The 17685-nt window shown below is 64.9% G+C and carries 15 protein-coding genes and 1 pseudogene; 3 read left to right on the top strand and 13 right to left on the bottom strand.

What is annotated here, in order from left to right; genetic code table 11:
• The first annotated feature begins 295 nt into the window (after positions 1 to 295).
• Positions 296 to 1270: a helix-turn-helix domain-containing protein gene (locus tag QTH86_RS01265; protein WP_286646471.1), complete on the top strand. Its 975-nt coding sequence runs from the start codon at positions 296 to 298 to the stop codon at positions 1268 to 1270.
• Here QTH86_RS01265 and QTH86_RS01260 read toward each other — a convergent pair.
• The 9 genes from QTH86_RS01260 to QTH86_RS01220 all read right to left on the bottom strand — a co-directional run bounded on the left by QTH86_RS01260 (position 1267) and on the right by QTH86_RS01220 (position 8893).
• Positions 1267 to 2187 carry a transporter gene (locus tag QTH86_RS01260; protein WP_286646472.1) on the bottom strand — a complete coding sequence of 307 codons (921 nt, stop codon included), beginning with the start codon at positions 2185 to 2187 and terminating at the stop codon, positions 1267 to 1269. The genes QTH86_RS01265 and QTH86_RS01260 overlap by 4 nt on opposite strands.
• A 75-nt stretch (positions 2188 to 2262) precedes the next feature.
• The gene (locus tag QTH86_RS01255; protein ID WP_286646473.1) at positions 2263 to 2847 is read right to left on the bottom strand and encodes a nitroreductase family protein; all 585 of its coding nucleotides are present in this window, start codon (positions 2845 to 2847) and stop codon (positions 2263 to 2265) included.
• Positions 2844 to 4190, bottom strand: coding sequence for an FAD-dependent oxidoreductase (locus QTH86_RS01250; RefSeq protein WP_286646474.1), 1347 nt, complete (start codon positions 4188 to 4190; stop codon positions 2844 to 2846). Before QTH86_RS01250 ends, QTH86_RS01255 begins: the two co-directional genes overlap by 4 nt.
• Before the next feature lie 16 nt (positions 4191 to 4206).
• Positions 4207 to 4512: a ferredoxin family protein gene (locus tag QTH86_RS01245; protein ID WP_286646475.1), complete on the bottom strand. Its 306-nt coding sequence runs from the start codon at positions 4510 to 4512 to the stop codon at positions 4207 to 4209.
• A 33-nt stretch (positions 4513 to 4545) separates the two neighbouring features.
• The gene (locus QTH86_RS01240) at positions 4546 to 6690 is read right to left on the bottom strand and encodes a molybdopterin-containing oxidoreductase family protein (protein ID WP_286646476.1); all 2145 of its coding nucleotides are present in this window, start codon (positions 6688 to 6690) and stop codon (positions 4546 to 4548) included.
• A 118-nt stretch (positions 6691 to 6808) separates the two neighbouring features.
• Positions 6809 to 7006 carry a hypothetical protein gene (locus QTH86_RS01235; RefSeq protein WP_286646477.1) on the bottom strand — a complete coding sequence of 66 codons (198 nt, stop codon included), beginning with the start codon at positions 7004 to 7006 and terminating at the stop codon, positions 6809 to 6811.
• Positions 7003 to 7308, bottom strand: a complete 306-nt coding sequence (locus tag QTH86_RS01230) for a DUF2274 domain-containing protein (RefSeq protein ID WP_286646478.1) — start codon at positions 7306 to 7308, stop codon at positions 7003 to 7005. Before QTH86_RS01230 ends, QTH86_RS01235 begins: the two co-directional genes overlap by 4 nt.
• On the bottom strand, positions 7305 to 7604 hold the full coding sequence (locus tag QTH86_RS01225; protein WP_286646479.1) for a TrbI/VirB10 family protein: 300 nt from the start codon (positions 7602 to 7604) through the stop codon (positions 7305 to 7307). Before QTH86_RS01225 ends, QTH86_RS01230 begins: the two co-directional genes overlap by 4 nt.
• 80 nt (positions 7605 to 7684) lie before the next feature.
• Positions 7685 to 8893 (bottom strand): multidrug effflux MFS transporter, encoded by a 1209-nt coding sequence (locus QTH86_RS01220; RefSeq protein ID WP_286649365.1) that lies wholly within the window; start codon positions 8891 to 8893, stop codon positions 7685 to 7687.
• 84 nt (positions 8894 to 8977) lie between these two features.
• Here QTH86_RS01220 and QTH86_RS01215 point away from each other — a divergent pair, with 84 nt between their 5' ends.
• Entirely contained in the window at positions 8978 to 9928 is a 951-nt protein-coding gene (locus tag QTH86_RS01215; RefSeq protein WP_286646481.1) for an AraC family transcriptional regulator, read from the top strand.
• Between the two features lie 686 nt (positions 9929 to 10614).
• Here the strand turns inward: QTH86_RS01215 and QTH86_RS01210 are convergent.
• Complete coding sequence (locus tag QTH86_RS01210; RefSeq protein ID WP_286646482.1) at positions 10615 to 10800, bottom strand: hypothetical protein; 186 nt, start codon at positions 10798 to 10800, stop codon at positions 10615 to 10617.
• A 472-nt stretch (positions 10801 to 11272) separates the two neighbouring features.
• Between QTH86_RS01210 and QTH86_RS01205 the strand changes: the two genes are divergently transcribed.
• Entirely contained in the window at positions 11273 to 11695 is a 423-nt protein-coding gene (locus tag QTH86_RS01205) for a hypothetical protein (protein WP_286646483.1), read from the top strand.
• Positions 11696 to 12106: 411 nt separating this feature from the next.
• Here the strand turns inward: QTH86_RS01205 and QTH86_RS01200 are convergent, their stop codons facing one another.
• The 3 genes and pseudogenes from QTH86_RS01200 to ligD form a co-directional block, all read right to left on the bottom strand.
• Positions 12107 to 12712, bottom strand: coding sequence for an alpha-ketoglutarate-dependent dioxygenase AlkB (locus tag QTH86_RS01200; protein ID WP_286646484.1), 606 nt, complete (start codon positions 12710 to 12712; stop codon positions 12107 to 12109).
• Positions 12713 to 12830: 118 nt separating this feature from the next.
• Complete coding sequence (locus tag QTH86_RS01195; RefSeq protein WP_286646485.1) at positions 12831 to 14909, bottom strand: hybrid sensor histidine kinase/response regulator; 2079 nt, start codon at positions 14907 to 14909, stop codon at positions 12831 to 12833.
• A gap of 112 nt (positions 14910 to 15021) precedes the next feature.
• Positions 15022 to 17589: pseudogene (gene ligD, locus QTH86_RS01190) on the bottom strand (DNA ligase D).
• Positions 17590 to 17685 lie beyond the last annotated feature (96 nt).

Genomic DNA, 17685 nt, shown 5'->3' with positions numbered 1-17685 from the left:
GAAGTCAGCGCCGGGGCGAGAACAACTGCCCCGGACGCATCCAGCACGCGGTAGGTCACCTCCGAGCCCATGCTGTGGTGCATCCATGCGAATTGCTCGGAGTAGGCTACGTCCTGCGGACGCCCGTTGGCGTCGAACTGCAGGGCGTTCACGAGGTCAGCCATCGCTACGCTGCGTTCGGAGCGCAGGCATGCTGACAGCGGCCGCCGGCATGGGTATAACTCTTGCTTGATCGGAACAAGGCCCTGCCGATGCCACGACGTCCCACGCCCTTGTCATTAGATCTGTTCAAGCGATGACGGATCCGAACGCGACCTCGCGGTTGTGCGTGCACGCGCGCGACCCGCAAGAACAAGCCTCCAGCTTCGGACTGCTGCACCAGTCCTACGAGCAGTTGTCCACGGGCGCCTTCTCGGGCACGCTTTTGGCGATCAGCGCGAACGACATTACCGTCTTCCGGGAGACACTCGACCAGAGCGTGTTCCAGACGGGTGTGTCCGATACCGAGCACATCACCATCGCCGCCGCCTGCGAGTTGTCCGAGCGGGCCTACTGGAACGGGCGGCACATCGACAAGGATTCGGTCGTGGCATTCACGCCGGGCCGGGAGTTCGAACTGCGTACCCCGACGCATTCGGTCTGCGTCGGCATTTCGCTGGAGCCGTCGCTGCTGCAGTCGCTGTCGCCGGAGCGCCCGCCCGACTACTGGCAAAAGCTCTTCACGAACCACGACTGCTGGTCGGAAACTGGGCGCCTGAAGTTCGACCTGCAGGCGCGCATCACGCAATTGCTGCAGCAGACAGGTGCAACAGGCGCCCCGGGCGATTGCGCAGCCGATCTGCTCGACCTGCGTGAACTCGCCATCGACTATCTGTGCAGCGTGGTCGAGCGCGGCCAGGCGGGCGGGCAGAAGCTGCGTATCGACAGCTATCCACGCATCGCCAGACGCGCCCGAGCCGCGATGCTCGACCGACTGGGTGAGCCTCTGTCGGTCACCGACCTGTGCAACGAGCTGGGCTGCTCCCGGCGATCACTGCAGTACGCATTCGAGAGCATCTACGACTTGGGACCGGTCGCCTACCTGCGCACGCTGCGGCTGGCGGCGGCTCGCCGGCAGCTCACGTCCGAAAAGCCCGGCATCACGGTGCAGGAGGTAGCGGCGGCCGTTGGCTTTAACCATCTGCCGCGTTTCGCCCAGGAATACGCCCGGATGTTCGGCGAGCGCCCTTCCGAATCGCTCGCGGCGCACCGGGCCCACCGCTTCAGTTAGAACAGATAGAACGCGCGCAGATTGAGTCGTGCGTCCTCGCGCAGACCATTGCGCACGCGCACATCGCGCGCCACCGTGGCCATCAGCTGCAGATTGGAAGAGATGAAGGTGCTGGCGGTGAGCTTGATGGCCGTCGTGCCGGTGCGGTCGTCGAGCGATGTGCCATCGACGCGGCTTTCCGCGCCCCACGCATGCGTCACGCCGATGGCGGCCGACCACGACGCCGTGGGCTCGTAACGCAAATAGAGTTGGCCAGAATACAAGGGGCGCTGCCTGAGCGTGGTATCGGACACAGAACCGCAGGCAGCTGCGCATTCGGTGTTCTTCCCATAGAACGTCACGTCGCCAATGGCGTCCATTCGCCACTGTTTTGCCAGCGGGCGCGTATAGGCGGCCTGCAGCGCGAATTTCCAGCGGTTCTCGCCGAGATTCAATGCCTTGTTCGAATCGTACGAGCCCGTCGGCAAATAAAGATAGGGCGTCACGCCGAATACTTCACCGGCGGCAGGATCGATCTTGTATTTGAACGCGGTCGCCAAAATCAGGTCGCCGACGCCCGATGTGCTGTCGAGTGCGCTCAAATCGCGGGAGGGCTTCAAATGCCCGAAAGGCAGGAGAACCTGCGGGTCGACCGTCCAGCGATCGTTGATGCGCATCACGTGCAGATAGCGGGCGATGCCCACTTCACTGTCCAGGCGCGGGGATGCTGCCGACTTGTCGCCATTCACGTACGAGACATTGCGCCGGGCGTATTGGCCATAGACGACGAAGGCGTTCGCGCCGTCGGGCAGGGCAGTGTAGTCGCCGCCCTCGACATCGATGGCCGAGGCCGTGAGGGGACTGAGGAAAAGGCCCGCCGCCAATGCAATAGCGGTGGCGGAGGAGCCGAAAAAGAAATGGCGGGATTTTGATTTCAATTGATTTCTCCTGGCACCCGGAATTGAGCGCGGGAGAAATTCTGTTTTTCCTGAGGGGGTGTGCGTTATCCGATTTCAGCAATTTGCGGGCCTGCCTCCCAAATAGACGAAGCACGCCAGCAATTCGCTGTCGCCGCAAACGACCGAGCGCACCGCCGGATGACGAATACGGGCGCCGCTGAGCGCCTTGCCTGCATAGCCCAGTGCATTCGCTGCGGCCAGCAGCGCTCCCAGCGAGGCGCCCACGCTCATCCATTGCTCATGCGGCGGCACCTCCGGATCGTCGGTCGCGATGTGCGCCACCACGCTCAGCAGGCAGGGCCCGTTGAACGCCTTGGTGCGCTCGTGCTCGCGCACCGCCGCGTCGAGCAGGTCGGGCGATGCCAGGCCGCGCACCGAGGCGGCATAGGCCAGGAAGGCGTCGGCGTAGCGCTCCCGCTGCGCGGCGTCCGCGACGACGATGCGGCAGGGGCGCTTGCGGCCGTGGTCGGATACGTTGACCGCGGCCTGCAGCAGCAAGGCGAGTTCCGACGTGTCCGGGCCGGGCAGCACCAGTCGGCGGGGACCGACCGACCGGCGCGTCAGCCACGGCGCGAGGGCGGTGCTCGCACGCCTGGCCGGGGCGCAGGCGGGCAGCTCGGGCGCGGCCAGGGCGTTCATGGGGCGGACTCGCACGCCACCGCCCGCCCGGTGGACAGGACGTGGAGCGCCTCGTCCAGCGACAGCAGCTTTTCCCGCGGCTTGCCCAGTGCGGCACCCCGGTCCTTCTCGTGCGCGTCGAGCCGCTGCCAGTCGGCATGGCCGAGCCTGACGATGCCGCGCGCGTCGAGCAGCGCGCCGAAGTCGCTCGCCAGCGTCGGCGCAGCGTCCATCAACGCCGGCAAGGTCGCGACCAGCGTGGCGGCCGTCTCGTAGCCGCAGGCGCGATTGGTGCCGATGATGCCGGTGGGGCCGCGCTTGGCCCAGCCCGCCACGAACAGGCCGGCCTCCTCATCGCCGTCATCGTCGAGCACCTGCCCGGCACGGTGGCGCATCACACCCGCCGCGTCGCAGCCGGGCGCTTCGGCAATCGGGCGGCAGGCGTAGCCCACGCAGGTGACCGCAATGCCGGCCCGGATGGCGAATGCGTCGCCGCTGCTCGAGCGCACCCGCACTTCCTGCAGCGTGGGCTCGCCGACAAAGGCGGTCGGCGCCACGTTGAACCAGAGGTTGACCGTGAGCCTGTCGTCCGCGGCGTCCACCGGCCGCCCCTGTTCGGCGCGAAGCCACTGCAGCACGCGTTTGGCGTCGGGGCTGGACGACTGCTCCCACATGGCCGGCGTGAAATCGGCGGCCTGCGGCAGCCGAATCCGCACGTTGGGCAGGTCGGACAGCTGGCGGAATTCCTTGAAGGTGAACTTCACTGCGCCCGGCGCGCTACGGCCCAGCAGGTGGACCTCGCGGATGCCGCGCAGGCGGAAGGCCTCGAGCATGGGCTGCGGGATGTCCGATGCGGCCAGGTCGTCGAAGGCGCGCACCATCAGCCGGCACACGTCGAGCGCGACATTGCCGTTGCCGACGATCACCGCGCTGTCGGCCGTCAGGTCCGGCTGCAGGCCGGCGTGATCGGCATGGCCGTTGTACCAGCCGACGAAGGCGGCAGAGCTGAACACCTGCGGCAGCGATTCGCCCGGCACGCCGAGCGGGCGGCCCAGCGCCGCGCCGGTGGTCAGCACGACGGCGTGGCTGCGTGCGCGCAACTCGCTCAGGCCCAGGTCGCGGCCGACGTCGACGCCTGCGTACAACCGGAAGCGCTCGTGGCCGGCGATGCCCTCGAAGACGGCCGCGACCTGCTTGAGCTTCTGGTGGTCCGGCGCGACGCCGTAGCGCACCAGGCCATGGGGTGCGGCAGTCCGCTCGAACATGTGGATCTGGGCATCGGGCAGGGATTGCAGCAGCGCCTCGGCCACGTAGAAGCCGGCGGGGCCGGCACCGACGATGGCGACGACCGGGCCGCGTTTCACGGAGGTGTCCATGACATCAGTAGCCCAGCGCGGCGCGGCGCTCGGGGGCCGTCGGGAGCGGCGCGCTGCGATCGCGCACGGTGGGCAGTTCCTTGGCGCGTCGTTCGTTCACACCGATCCAGATCTGCTGATCGTCCTCCAGATCGAAGCTGTCGACGATGGCATGCACCGGGCACATCGGCACGCAGGCGCCGCAGTCCACGCACAGGTCGGGATCGATGAAGAGCCGCTCGCCGTCGCCTCGGAAGCAGGCGACCGGGCAGACGGTCACGCATTCGGTGTAACGGCATTGTTCGCAGTTGTCGGTGACGACGTGGGTCATGGTGGGCTCGCTCTTTTTTATTCAGCCAGTCGGTCAACCGAGGGTGACCTCGACCAGGTTGTCGGAGAAGGTCGGCGCCCGACCGAGGTCGGCGAACGCGGTCGGGTTGAGCGCCGCGGGCGTGGCGCCCGCGATGCTCCGGTCGATCCAGTAGCCCAGCGGCGTGACGACCACGCCGGCCATCGCTTCGTCGGTGACGCGCGCCTGGGCCTTGAAGGTGCCGCGCCCGTTCTGCACGGTGACGATCGCATCCTGCTGGATGCCCCGCGCCGAGGCATCCGCCGGATTGATCATCACGTACTGCTCGCCCTGGTGCGCCACCTGGCGCCGCATGTTGCCGTAGTTGGAGTTCAGGAACGCATGGCTCTTAGGCGACATCATCGAGAGCGGGAAACGGGCCGCCAGGGCCGGGTCCTTGGTGGCGGATTCGTGGCGCACGTGGAAGGTCGGCAACGCGTCGACCGGGCCACCGTCCTGGAAGCCGTTGTAGCCCTGGCGGAACACCGGCAGTACGAAGTTGCCGCCGGCCGCCATCGAGGCCTTGAGTTCGACCTTGCCGGACGGTGTGGGAAAGCCGCCCTGCGCATGCGGTGCATAGGTGTCGGCCGATGGCATGTTCAGCCGTGCGTAGCCGGTGGCGCGCAGGCCTTCCATCGTGATGCCCTGCATGGCGGGGTGGTCCCACAGCATGGAGGCCTGCATGAGTGCTTCGTCGTCGCGGTAGAAGAACGGGTCCTCGAAATCCATCGCGCGCGCCAGCCGGCGGAACAGCTCCGAGTTGGTGACCGCCTCGCCGATCGGGGGCACCGCGGGCTGGTTGAGCGTCAGGTAGAAATGGCCCCACGAGAACATCAGGTCGGCCTGTTCGACCTGGGTCGTGGCGGGCAGCAGGATGTCGGCGTAGCGCGCCGTGTCGGTCATGAAATGCTCGCTCACCACCGTGAACAGGTCTTCGCGCGACAGGCCTTCGATGAGGCGCGCCTGGTCGGGCGCGACCACCAGCGGATTACTGTTGTAGACGAAGAGATCCCGGATCGGCGTTTCCAGCCCCAGGTCATGGGTCAGCGCTCGGCCCAGGTGCCATTGGTTGACGACCGGCGTGCCCTCGGGGATGAAGTCGGCGCGGTGCAGCCCATCCCAGTTGATCGGGAAGGCCCACAGCGGCAGTTGCAGGATGCCGCCGCCGGGCTTGCGCCAGGCGCCGATCAGTGCCGGCAGGCTCGTGACCGCGCGCACCAGCTGGCCTCCGCCGGCCGAGCGCTCGATGCCCACGCCGATGCGGATCGCCGCGGGCTGGGTCGATGCGTATTCGCGCGCCAGGGTGCGGATCACCTCGGCGTCCACGCCGGTCACGTCGGCCGCGAACTCGGGTGTGTATTGCTGCACATGCGCCTTCAGCTCGTCGAAGCCGGTGGTGTACTGCGCCACGTAGTCGTGGTCGATCAGGTCTTCGTTGACGATGACGTTCATCATCGCCAGCGCCAGCGCGGTGTCGGTGCCCGGCTTGATGCGGATGTGCTGGTCGGCCTGCTGGGCGCCGCGGGTGCGCACCGGGTCGATCACGATCAGCTTGGCGCCGTTGCGCTGCGCTTTCTCCACGAAGGGCCACATGTGGGCGTTGGTGCTCAGCATGTTGCAGGCCCAGAGAATGATCAGCTTCGAATGCTGGAAGCTCTCCGGGTCCATGCCGGGCGTCGGCCCCACCGTCATGATGTACGCGGTGGAGGCGCCCGAGTCGCAGAAGGTGCGCTCGGACACCGTGGCGCCCAGCTTGTTGAAGAAGGGGTCGCCGACGGTCAGCCCGTTGACCAAGCCCTGGGTGCCCAGGTAGCTGTACGGCAGGATCGCCCGCGGGCCAGCTTCGGCGATGGTCGTGCGCCAGCGCGCGGCGATCTCGTTGAGCGCCTCGTCCCAGGTGATGCGCTCGAATTGGCCCGAGCCCTTGGCGCCGGTGCGGCGCATCGGGTAGAGCAGCCGCTCCGCGTGGTAGACCCGCTCCTGGTAGTGGTTGGTCTTCGCGCACAGCCGTCCCTGGGTGAAGGGGTGGGTCGGGTTCCCCTGCACCGCCTTGACCTTGCCGTCCTTCACCTTGACCAGCATCGAGCAGGTGTCGGGGCAGTCGTGGGGGCAGGCGCCCAGGATGGTGGTTTCGCCGTCGGCGGATGTTTGCGTGTTCATGGGTCTCTCCGGGGTCACCTGTGGAGAAACCAAATTTGCACCCGTTTGCGGCGGCGCGTTATCCGAAATCGGCAAATTCACCCGCCCCGGCGCGATGCGCAGGAAGCGGCGTCGGCGATCAAAGTTGTGATGGTCTTGCGTCTCGCACGATAAAGCTTCCCTTGACGCCTTCCTTCTGCATGAAGTCGGTGATCTTTACGCGGTTGGTCCGCTGCGGCTTCAGATTCTCCAGCCGACGCTGGAAATCGATCCTGTCGCCCGTCCGGGTTTTGACAAAGGGCAATTCAAGGGCTGCGCGAGGCGGGCGCGGGTTCAAGATCGCTGCGCCTGGCCGCGGGGATCGGACTCGTCATCGCCCCTTCGCGTTGGCCCACGCGCGGAAACTCGTCGACCGGCCTGTTCGACAGGCTTCCTGAAACCTCGATCCCGCTGGACGAAGGCCTCGAGCATGTGCGGAATCAATGCTTCCACGCTGACCGGCTCGCCGTAGATTTGCGTGTGAAGCGCCGCATAGCGCTCCAGAGTGTCCTTCAAGGTGGAGGGCAGAACAACTGTCAACCGGCTTGTCGCCGCACTCGGCAGTGGCCCCAGGCTCAACCGGGTCGCCCCCTTGCTCATTGCGAACCCCCGCGCCCGAAAAAAAGCGGCTGGTAGGGACGAAGGATCAGGTCCTTGCTCACCATCACCCGCACCGGGAATCCCGGCCGGATCGTCAGCGTCGGCTGGATGCTCGCATTGCGCTTCGTGATCTCCTGCCCGACCTGGTTGATCGTGTCCTGAGTGCTGTCACGCCCGGCGATCACGATGCGGTTGCCATCGGTTGCACGCGCTCCGCCAATGGTCAACCGAGATGGGTCCGATGCGGCCCTTGCGCCCGATCTAAAGCCGATAGCACATGGGTAACCGCCGTACACATCTCCACATAGCGCCTGTGCGAAGGCGCATCACCTCAGTCAGCTGACCACGCACCGGGTGTCCCAGCAGTTGCGAGACATCAAGGATTTGGTGCCCTTCTCGACAACCCAAACACCGCCACCGCGCATACCGCGATGCCTGCCACCATCGGCAGCGGCGTGCCATCGGCGAAGGGCGCGACCAACGCGACCATCAGCGCGCCGCCTGCGAAGTTGAAGGTTCCGATCAGCGCCGAAGCGGTGCCGGCCAGCGCGGGATGACCTTCCATCGCCAGCACGAAGGTGGCAGGCACGATCACGCCGTTGCAGCCGTAGCCGACGAGCAGCAACCCTACCAGCACATCAAGCCGATCGACGCCTGCCAGCGTGAGTGCGAGCAGCGCCACCATCGCCGTCACCTGCACCCCCACCGCCAGGCGCAGCAGTCGCGGAAGCCCAAAGCGCGCGACGAGGCGACCGTTTGTCTGAGAAACCGCGACCAGCGATACGGCGTTGAGCGCGAACAGCAGGGCATAGGTTCGCGGCGACACGCCGAAGTGCGCGCTCATCACGAAGGACGAATTGGCGACGTAGACAAAGAAGCTCGACAGCGCAAGCGATGCCATGCACGCGATGACAAGGAACTGCCGGTCGCGCAGCAGCACCCCGTAGCCGGCCATCGCGCTGCGGAAACTGCTCTGCAGCCGCGCCGATGCGGGCCGCGTCTCAGGCAACAGCCACACGACTGTGGCCATACCGGCCATGGCGAGCAAGGCGATCACGCCGAACACGCTGCGCCAACCCGCCGCATCGGCCACGACGCTGCCGACCAGCGGCGCCACGATCGGCGACACGCTATAGACAGTGAGGCCGAGCGACATCAGCCGCGCCGCATCGGGGCCCGTATAGAGATCGCGCACGATGGCGCGTGGCGTCACCATACAGGCGCAGGCGCCCAGGCCTTGGACAAAGCGCAAGGCGATTAACGTCTGCACGTCGCGCGCCAGCGCGCAGCCGATGCTCGCCGCGATGAAGAGCGCCAAGCCAACGAGCATCGGCCGCCGGCGGCCGAGCATGTCGGACAGCGGGCCGGCCACCAGCTGGCCAACCCCGAGCGCCAGGAAGAAGACCATCAGGCTGGCCTGAACCGCGTTCGGCGCTGCACCCAGGCTGCGGGCAATGGCCGGCAGCGCTGGTAGGTACATGTCGATGGCGAAAGGACCAATGGCGGTGAGCAGGCCCAGCACGATCGCATGGCGGCGAAGCTGCGCGGCGTGCGTGCGGGCGGCAGGATTGGCGGCAGAGGACATGGACGCAATGGTCGTGGCCCGCGCCGTCTTGTTGAATAATCAGAAGCGCGATTTTCCTCTTCGATCGTACAAAACAGCTTGGTGATGGACCCGCTCTCCGATGTGCTCTCAATGCTGCAGGTCAGCAGCACGTTGTCGTCTCGCTTCGAGGCACACGGCCGCTGGGCCTTCCGCTTCCCGGCCTACCACTCGCACATCAAGTTGGGCAGTGTGCTCGCAGGTCGCCTGCAGCTTCAGTTGAAGGGCGTGCCTCCGGTGCAACTGGACCAGGGCGACTTCTACCTGCTGACCAATGGTCAGCCCTTCTCCTCAGCCAGCGTTCCACCCGGCCCTGAACAGGAGGCGGCCCTCGCGTACCGCGACCACCGCGGCCCCGACGGCGTGGTGCGCTACGGCGATCCGAAAGCAGGCGCCGCTGTGATGCTCGCGAGCGGCCGCTTCGCCTTCAAGGGCGAGGTGGGCGAACTGCTGCTGCGCCATCTACCACCCTTCATCCACCTGCGCACCGCCGACCCGGGCACGAAGCCGCTGGCAGGCTTGCTGGAGCTGCTGCGATGGGAGACAGGCGCAGCACGGCCGGGCGCAACGATCGCCCAAGCCAATCTTGCGGCACTCGTGCTGGTGCAAGCGCTGCGCGTGTACCTGCAGACGACGCCGCAGCCGCAGGGCTGGCTCGGTGCCATGGGCGACGTCCGTATCGGCGCGGCCTTGTCTGTGTTGCACGGCGATCTGGCGGCGCCTTGGACGGTCGAGCGCCTGGCGACCGCGGCTGGCATGTCGCGCACGGCCTTTGCGGTGCGCTTCAAGCAGCTGACAGGGAGCACGCCGCTCGACTACCTCGTGCGATGGCGCATGACGGTCGCACGTCATGCCCTCAGGCACGGCGACGACAGCGTGGCGTGCATCGCCGAGCGTGTCGGATACCAATCCGATACCGCCTTCAGCGCGGCGTTCAAGCGCGCCACTGGGCACAGCCCGGGGCGGTTTCGGTCCAACGACACAACAGATGGCGTCAGGCGCTTGAGAAGTCACTGAACAGCTGGCGGTGATGGATGTCCGCTCTTGGCGGCGGATTCAGACGTACCGGGACAGGTCGGGTTAGGGGGCGCAACGCTCTGCTATGCGTTCTCTCGGCCGATCTCGAGCAGAGCATTGGCGTCGCCGCGACATCGACGCTGTCGGATGTTTTCGAACTCTAATTCTTCATGCACGGTAGAGCTCCAAGCAGCTTTTGAACTCTATCGGCTTTGTTCATCGGGCGTTCTCTGCGTCGGCTTCGAACGCAGACACGCACCAGCCGACGGCGAGGCCACTTCTCTCAGTGACGACAGTGTCAGGCCGCTGGGCGCGATGCGCGGCAGTCTTTCAGCGGCCTGCGATCAGTCGATGGTCATCGCCCAGGCGATCAATGCCGTAGCGGCAGCTGCTCCAAGACAGACCCAAGTCTCCCAAATGAGATCCTCTCCGTAGCGATAACGGTTGATGTCCAGCCATCTATGCATCAGCTTTGATTCCTTGCCCTGCTTGCGGCGTTACTGCGACGGCCAGAGTAGAGCAAGCACGACAGATGAGGCGTAGGAATCTGTCGAATGTGCAGCCATTACGAGGCGGAGAAACCAAAGCCCGGTATTGCATCGTCGCCTGCGAGGCGACTTATGAGCCCGACTGCCACCGGCGCACGTACCGACCGCCGAGCCTTATCGAAGGACGGCAACGAGACCTCACCCGCCCGAGCCAGGCCCGTCGTCCTTGTAGTCCTGACCGGCTTCCTGGCTGGGGTTGTTTTCGCGGCGGCGCCTTGCCTTCTCGTCTTGCTCCGCGAGCCAGGCTGCTGCGGTCGGTTGTCGGGTGCCCTCCTCCAGGGAAAGCGACTGAATCGTGTCGATGAGCTGTTGGCGCCGGTTCATGAGAACGACTTCTATTTGCTCATCCGCCTTGTCACTGTCAGCGATGAAGGTCAGGCAGCGTTCAGACTTCCCCTACATAGCCGTTTAAGCGACGTACCGCCCGCCTGGAGTACTGGATGCATGTACAGTTTTTGGATTGGATGAGCGGTCACAAAAGCTGACCAGTGGCAATCACCAACCCCGATCAAGTCCTTCTTCGGCAAAGAACTCACGGGCCGCGAGGCCTGGATCCAGGTCTTCGCCGCCACCTGGGAAGCGCTGGAATTCGACAAGGAAGAGCTCTGGGTGCCAGCCTTCGAGATCTTCGGAACCGCAGTGGCGGAGAAGCACGGCGATGAAGACCCCGCAGTTCTGGCACGCCGCCTCTATCCCGAGGCAGGCGAACACTTCGGCGACCTCTACCCGGCGTCTGTGAGGCGACCGCCCAACCCGGCGTCGTTCTCTCGGCCCGACGACGTGCCCTTCTAGCGATGTGCTCGACGTGTTCTGCACCGTCTACCTGTTGCGCCGCAAAGGCGACAAACTGCCGACGCAGGTGGTCCGCCAATTCCCATACCGCGGCGAACTGCGCTACCAGCTGCGCGTCATCGGAAAGAGCCCTCCGTGGAACGTGATGAAGGCGACGCTGATCGGCCAGGACGGCGCACGATACGTGGTCCCTGTCCTCGACAAGGCGCGCATCGTGAAGGTCCAGCGCGACGGCATCTTGATCACTGGCACCGAGGTGATCCCAACGACGCTGGGCATCAAGAACATCAAGGCCGATTACTTTCGCCAGAGCTGGTACTGCATTCCGGAAGCGCGGCCCTTCGACGATCAGTCAGCTGCCGGCGACTGGCGATCGGACGACGCCGAACAATGGGCCGAGCGATACCTCAAGCAGTCCGAGGAATGAGCGCTCGTCGTGCAACGACGCTGCTGGACTACTTGGCCGGCGGCGCGACCTGCTGTGCTGGCTCCTTGCCCAATGGGCTCTCCGCCTCCCCGGCCGGCGCTCGTAGCCAACTGATGACGAGCGCTGTTGCGCCGATGGCCAATGCCCAAAGTAATAACTTCATCCAACGAAGTGGTCGCTTCTCGGTTCTCGAGTCGTCGTGTGTGCTCATGGACGCCGACCATAGTCTCGCTTGAGACGATGGATGTCGGACGCTGACGCGCACCTTTGAGGCGGAAGGCCTGCGTAAGCGTCGCAGACGCATGCAAGCTCGGGGCCCGGCGTCCTCTTGGTCGACCAAAAAAAGGCCCGCGCAAGGCGGGCCGAAAGGCTGGGCTCATCCCGACCAGAAGAAAACCGATTCTCGAAGCGTCATCCGATCGGGCGCGCTGAACTCGCAATCAAGCGCCGGGTTCGAAACGTGATGGACCATCTCAGTGCCTTCACTGGCGGCACACAGTGCTGCCAGTCCCAACGAGCGGCACCGGCCATCTTGTAGATGGACCGCGGCGCGACCTCCAACTGCAGAACCTCCCGCGCGTTCGGATGGGTCGGCGGATAGGGTCGAAAGCGCAGCGTCGCTTCGCCACCGAGCGAGATCCCTGCAATCGTCTCGAAGTCGGGTACGTCGCGATGCCATCCGAGCGGTGTGCCAGGGGTGTACTCGGCGACGAGTGCGTGCACCAGCGACTGCGGTGATACGCCGAGCCACGCACCGACGCGGTTTCTCAATGGCACCAACCGTTCATCGAGCGGTTCCCCTGAGCGAAGGATGTTCTCGTCGTAGTCGAAGGCCCCCCCGAAGCTCACGACACGCCGGCGGGCCACGTAGTCCTTGTACCTCGCCGGGTGCAGAGGAAGTGAACAGACGATGTCGAGCAAACCGGCCGCCTCATCGGCGCTCAGGAAATCTGGCTCGTACCGCAGCCCATCGATCGACACCGCAGCTTCGGCATCTGCAAACAATTCGCTCTGCATTGACCGTTACTCTTCTGGTTGGGTTGATCCAACTACTGTACAAAATAACAGTATTCTAGCGCGGTCAGGACACGCAGCCCGCGACCAAAAGTGAAGCGTGCACCCGCCGGCAGCGTGACTAGGCCCGCCCTGCGTCGAGCCCAACGACAGTTGGGCTGGTACGACTGTGCGGATCGGCGTCGCGAGGCCTCAATAAATCGTCGATGAGTTGCAGAAGCCTCTCGGGCGCGACCGGCTTCGTCAGGTGCGCATGAAAGCCCGCGGCGGTCGTCTTGGCCCGGTCCTGCTCGGTGCCCCAGCCGGTGAGCGCCACGATCCGGGTGTCCTTCAGACCCAGATCGCTGCGCAGTCGCGCGGCAACTTCGTAACCGTCCATCAAAGGTAAGCCCAAGTCGAGCAACGCAAGGTCGGGCTGCCACTCTCCTGCAACGCGCAGTGCCGCCGGCCCGTCGGGGACGCCCAGGACGGTGTGCCCATTCGACTGCAACAGCTCCATCAGGGTGCGCAGGCCGTCAAGGTTGTCCTCGACGATCAGCACCCGACCGCAGTTTCCCGCTGCGGCCGCCTGCGTCACCGTTTGGCGTGCGGCCAAGGAGACGGCCAAAGGCAGCTCGATGCGAAAGGTGCTGCCTTGGTTCAGCCCGCCGCTGCGCACGGTCACCCTGCCGTCGTGCATCTCGACCAGACTCTTGACGAGCGACAGACCGATCCCGAGTCCGCCGTGCGCCTTTTGTCCGGTGTGGGGCAGCTGCGTGAACAGATCGAACAGCCGGACCTGATCTTCCGGCGGAATACCCAGGCCGTTGTCCTCCAGCTCGATCACTACCAACGAACCCTCGACCCAGGACGACAGCCGAATGTCTCCCTCGTCAGGCGTGTACTTTGCCGCGTTGTTCAGCAGGTTCGTCACAACTTGAACCAGGCGAGCCGGGTCGGCATTCACTGGCGCAGTCATGCCAGGCAATTGCAGGGTGAGCCGATGACGGCTCCCTTCCAATGCCGGCGTCGCCGCCTCGACAGCCTGGACCAGCAACGGCGCGATGTCGATCAGCTCGCGCTTCAATTCCACAAGGCCTCGGTTGATGCGGGAGACATCGAGCAGGTCGTCGACCAGGCGAACCATGTGAGCCGCCTGCCGTTCGATGACGTCGATTCGGCGTGCCAGCCGCGAGGGATCTTGCTCTCTCTTCATGAGGGCGATGGCGTACAACATCGGCGCGATGGGATTGCGTAGCTCGTGCGCCAGTGTCACTAGGAACTCGTCCTTGCGGCGGTCCTGCTCACGCAGCATGGCCGCGTCGCGCACACGTTCGATGTGCGTCCAGCAACGCTCCACCACCTCTGTGATCACCCGGAGGTCTTCCTCGGACCATTGCCTGGGGACAGACTGGTGGATAGCCATCATTGCCACCAGTCGCCCGCCTTTGACCAAGCCGGCGCACACGATGGCCTTGATGCCGATGGCGTTGAACATGCTGCCCCCATCGTCATCGCCGAGCTCACGGTCGACGTCGTGTACCACCAGGTGGCGTCCGTTGCGCAAGTTCACTCTGGCTTGCGAGCCGAACAGGTCAAGGGAATAGACGCCGGCGCTCGACGGGACGCCCGGCCGAGCCCAATCGCTGCGAATGGTGAAACGGTCGTTGTCAGGCTCGACGTCCGCATAGGCGCAGCGCGTGGCGCCAAGATGTTCCCCCAGCAACTGCGCTGTCGTCTGCATCACATCGAGAGCATCCACCAGCGGGCGCGTCGCGTGCTCGATACGGTTGAGCAAGTCCAGCCGCCTTTGCGTGGCGTTTTGCACAGCCTCGGCCTGTTTGCGCAAGGTGATATCGATCGCGGTACCGATCGCGCGGATGCATTGCCCGGCGTCGTCAAAGATGCCGCGCCCCTTGGCTGCCACCCAACGTACGATGCCGTCTTCTTTGCCTATGGTCCGGTATTCAACGTCGTAGACCGTGCGGATGGCTGGGTCCTGAGCGGCGGCGAATGCGCGCAGTACCTCGGGTGCATCGACCGGGTGCAGACAAGCCACGAAGTCGTCCAACGTCGCGTCGGCTTCAGGGGAGATGCCGAACATCGCCTTGACTCTTGCGGGCCAGTACAAGGTGTTGGTCGCAACATCGACGTCCCACAGCCCCACCTCGGCGGCGTCAATCGCCAGCCGCAGCTGCTCTTCCCTTTCCCGCAAGGACATGGGGGCTGCCGCGCTGCTGGGCTTTGTTGAACTCATGTATTTCCGCGCACAAAGTTATGGGAGAACTTCATCGACATCGACGTTAGCACGCTGTCGGAGGAGAACATCGAACTCACCGTACAGGCTTGAAGCCCAAGATCTTCATCGGCCCAGCCAGCGCCTGCTTCGAGGTCCAGTAGGCCCGCCAGGGATCGATTGACTGGAACGACAGATGCTCGCGGGCGGTCGCGACCGTCCATTGCGCGCCGCTGCGCAGCTTCGGAAGCTGATCCCAGTCGACGGGCATGGAAACACCCGGGCCGGGCCGAGCACGCGCGGAGAACGCAGCAGCGGTGGTTGCGCCATGTCCGTTGCGCAGGTAGTCGACGAACAACTTTCCGACGCGGTTCGAGGGCCCGCTCTTGGCGACAAAGCGGGATGGAATCGTCCTTGCCAGGTGCTGCACCACCGCCTGCGAGAACGCCTTGACCGTGTCATAGCCCAACCGCGGTGCAAGCGGCACGACGACATGCAGCCCTTTCCCACCGGATGTCTTCAGCCACGACTCGAGACCAAGCTCGCCGAGCAAAGTGCGGACAAGAAGCGCTGCCTCCTGGACATGCTCCCAGGTGGTCCCTTCCCCCGGGTCTAGGTCGAAGACCATTCGGTCGGGCTTGTCGATGTTTCGGGCCGTTGAATTCCATGTGTGGAACTCGATGACATTCATCTGCGCCGCGCTCGCCAATGCCTGGGAGGCTCCGACTTCCAGCAGGGCGCTGTGGCCTGGCCACAGCTTCTCGTCCAATTCCTTGACGCCCGGCATGCTCAGCTTGTCGTCATGCTTCTGGAAGAACAGCTCGCCCTTGACGCCTGCAGGCCCGCGAACGAGCGAGCACGGGCGCCCCTTGAGGTAAGGAAGTATCCAGCCGGCCACCGACTCGTAGTAACGCACCAGGTCGAGCTTCGTGAGGCCGGTACTGGCGTCGATGACACGGTCCGCGTTGCTGACCTTGATGCCACCGGTCGACCCACGCCCGCTTGCCTTCGCCGTCTGCGCGGTGGCCTTGGCCGTTTCACGGGTGATGGCCGCCGCGGGTTTGTCGGTGCGCAGCGAGACGTAGGACGCATGCCGAATCTGGTTGTCGGGCGTCCATTCCGCAAAAGCGACCTCGGCGACAAGCTCGGGCCTCACCCAACGTTCGCTCCCGACCTTGCGCTTCGACCAACGTCCGGGCTTTGCGGCACCTGCACGAAATGGGGGGTCCACGACCTCCAGTTTGGCAAGTCGATTCTTCAGGTCGGCCGCTTCCTGGGCATCCCAACCGGTGCCGACGCTGCCTACCGACACGAGCTGACCGTCGGCAGCGTGCACACCGAGCAGGAGGCTTCCCACCTGCGCCGCCCCATCCGTTCGGTCGGTGTAGCCGCACACGACGAACTCCTGCCGCTGCTTGCACTTGAGCTTGAGCCAGGCTTCCGTACGACGTGACGTGTAGGGTGAGTCCACGCGCTTGGCGATGACGCCCTCCAAGTTCATGAGGCACGCCGACTGCAGAATGGATGCCGGATCGGCCTCGAAGTCGGCGCTGAAGCGGACGTGTTCCGTCCCACGTTCATCCAGAAGCGCCTTGAGCAGCTGTCGCCGTGACACCAGCTCGACATCCCGAAGGTCATAGCCTTCGAAATACGGCGCATCGAAGAGAAACAGCACGATGTCCTCGCTTCCGCGCCCGCGATCGAAGCCCTTTTGCAGTGCGTTGAAGCTTGGAAGGCCGTCGTCGTCCAGCACGACAATCTCTCCATCCAGCCAGGCGGACCTCACCCCCAATTGCTCCAGTTCCTTCAACAGCTGCGGCATCCTGTCTGACCAGTCGTGCCCGCCGCGCGTGATGATCTTGGCCTTGCCCTTGTCGATGCGCGTCATGACGCGGTAGCCGTCAAACTTGATCTCGTAGAGCCAGGTGCCTGCCGACGGCACCCCAGTGGCCAGGGTGGCAAGTTGCGGATTCAAGGTGGCAGGCATCGGCGCCTTCACGGCGCCTGGCACGCCTGCGCGCCCTGTCTTGGCGGCCCGCCCCTCCGGCAGCCTCTCAGCTTCTTTGCGCCCGTGCACTGGCGCGGCTGGCAACTTCTTGAGCGGCTTGGCGATAACGCTGTCCGGCAGCGCCGTGACGACGTCGAATTCAGCTTTCGGCCGAGCGAACTCGTCACGCTTCTTGAAGAGAATCCAGGGCGCCTGTTTTTCGCCCCCCTTGGCGATCTTGACCAGCTCCCAAAGGCCCGACAGCTTCTGCCCGTGCATCCGGAACACCAACTTCCCTTTGGCCAGCCCCTCACGAGGGTCGCCTACCGGCTCCCACGTGCCGTTGTCCCAGACGATGACGGTGCCGGCACCGTACTGCTTCGGCGGAATGGTTCATTCAAAAGAACCGTAGGAAAGGGGATGGTCCTCCACGTGGATGGCCATCCGCTTGTCCAGGGGGTCGAAGCTTGGCCCCTTCGGTACCGCCCACGAAACGAGCACGCCATCGAGTTCCAGGCGAAAGTCGTAGTGAAGCCGCGATGCGGCGTGTTTCTGGATGACGAAGGACAGCGAAGACCCATTCTCACCACGCTCGCCGCGCGGCTCGGACGTGACAGCGAAGTCCCGCTTCGCCCAATAACGCGCCAAAGGATCTCCTGCAGGAGAACGGGTAGCCATCCCGAAAGCTTAGAACGCTCCACCCAAGCTATCGAGGCCGAATGGCTCGTCGCGGTGTGGGACTGCCCCTCCACAGCAGCTGCCTGCGCGCCTGCA

Source organism: Variovorax sp. J2L1-78, from assembly GCF_030317205.1.
In the GTDB taxonomy this organism is placed as follows: Bacteria; Pseudomonadota; Gammaproteobacteria; order Burkholderiales; family Burkholderiaceae_C; genus Variovorax; species Variovorax arabinosiphilus.
The sequence above is the reverse complement of the archived record's forward strand: the minus strand, read 5'-3'. Positions and strand labels throughout refer to the sequence as shown.

Excerpts from the sequence above, each read along its gene's own strand:
- QTH86_RS01230 (WP_286646478.1), bottom strand. The coding sequence starts at position 7,308 with ATGAGCAAGGGGGCGACCCGGTTGAGCCTGGGGCCACTGCCGAGTGCG.
- QTH86_RS01210 (WP_286646482.1), bottom strand. The coding sequence starts at position 10,800 with ATGAACCGGCGCCAACAGCTCATCGACACGATTCAGTCGCTTTCCCTG.
- QTH86_RS01265 (WP_286646471.1), top strand. The coding sequence starts at position 296 with ATGACGGATCCGAACGCGACCTCGCGGTTGTGCGTGCACGCGCGCGAC.
- QTH86_RS01195 (WP_286646485.1), bottom strand. The coding sequence starts at position 14,909 with ATGTCCTTGCGGGAAAGGGAAGAGCAGCTGCGGCTGGCGATTGACGCC.
- QTH86_RS01245 (WP_286646475.1), bottom strand. The coding sequence starts at position 4,512 with ATGACCCACGTCGTCACCGACAACTGCGAACAATGCCGTTACACCGAA.
- QTH86_RS01220 (WP_286649365.1), bottom strand. The coding sequence starts at position 8,893 with ATGTCCTCTGCCGCCAATCCTGCCGCCCGCACGCACGCCGCGCAGCTT.
- QTH86_RS01255 (WP_286646473.1), bottom strand. The coding sequence starts at position 2,847 with ATGAACGCCCTGGCCGCGCCCGAGCTGCCCGCCTGCGCCCCGGCCAGG.
- QTH86_RS01215 (WP_286646481.1), top strand. The coding sequence starts at position 8,978 with ATGGACCCGCTCTCCGATGTGCTCTCAATGCTGCAGGTCAGCAGCACG.
- QTH86_RS01200 (WP_286646484.1), bottom strand. The coding sequence starts at position 12,712 with ATGCAGAGCGAATTGTTTGCAGATGCCGAAGCTGCGGTGTCGATCGAT.
- QTH86_RS01240 (WP_286646476.1), bottom strand. The coding sequence starts at position 6,690 with ATGAACACGCAAACATCCGCCGACGGCGAAACCACCATCCTGGGCGCC.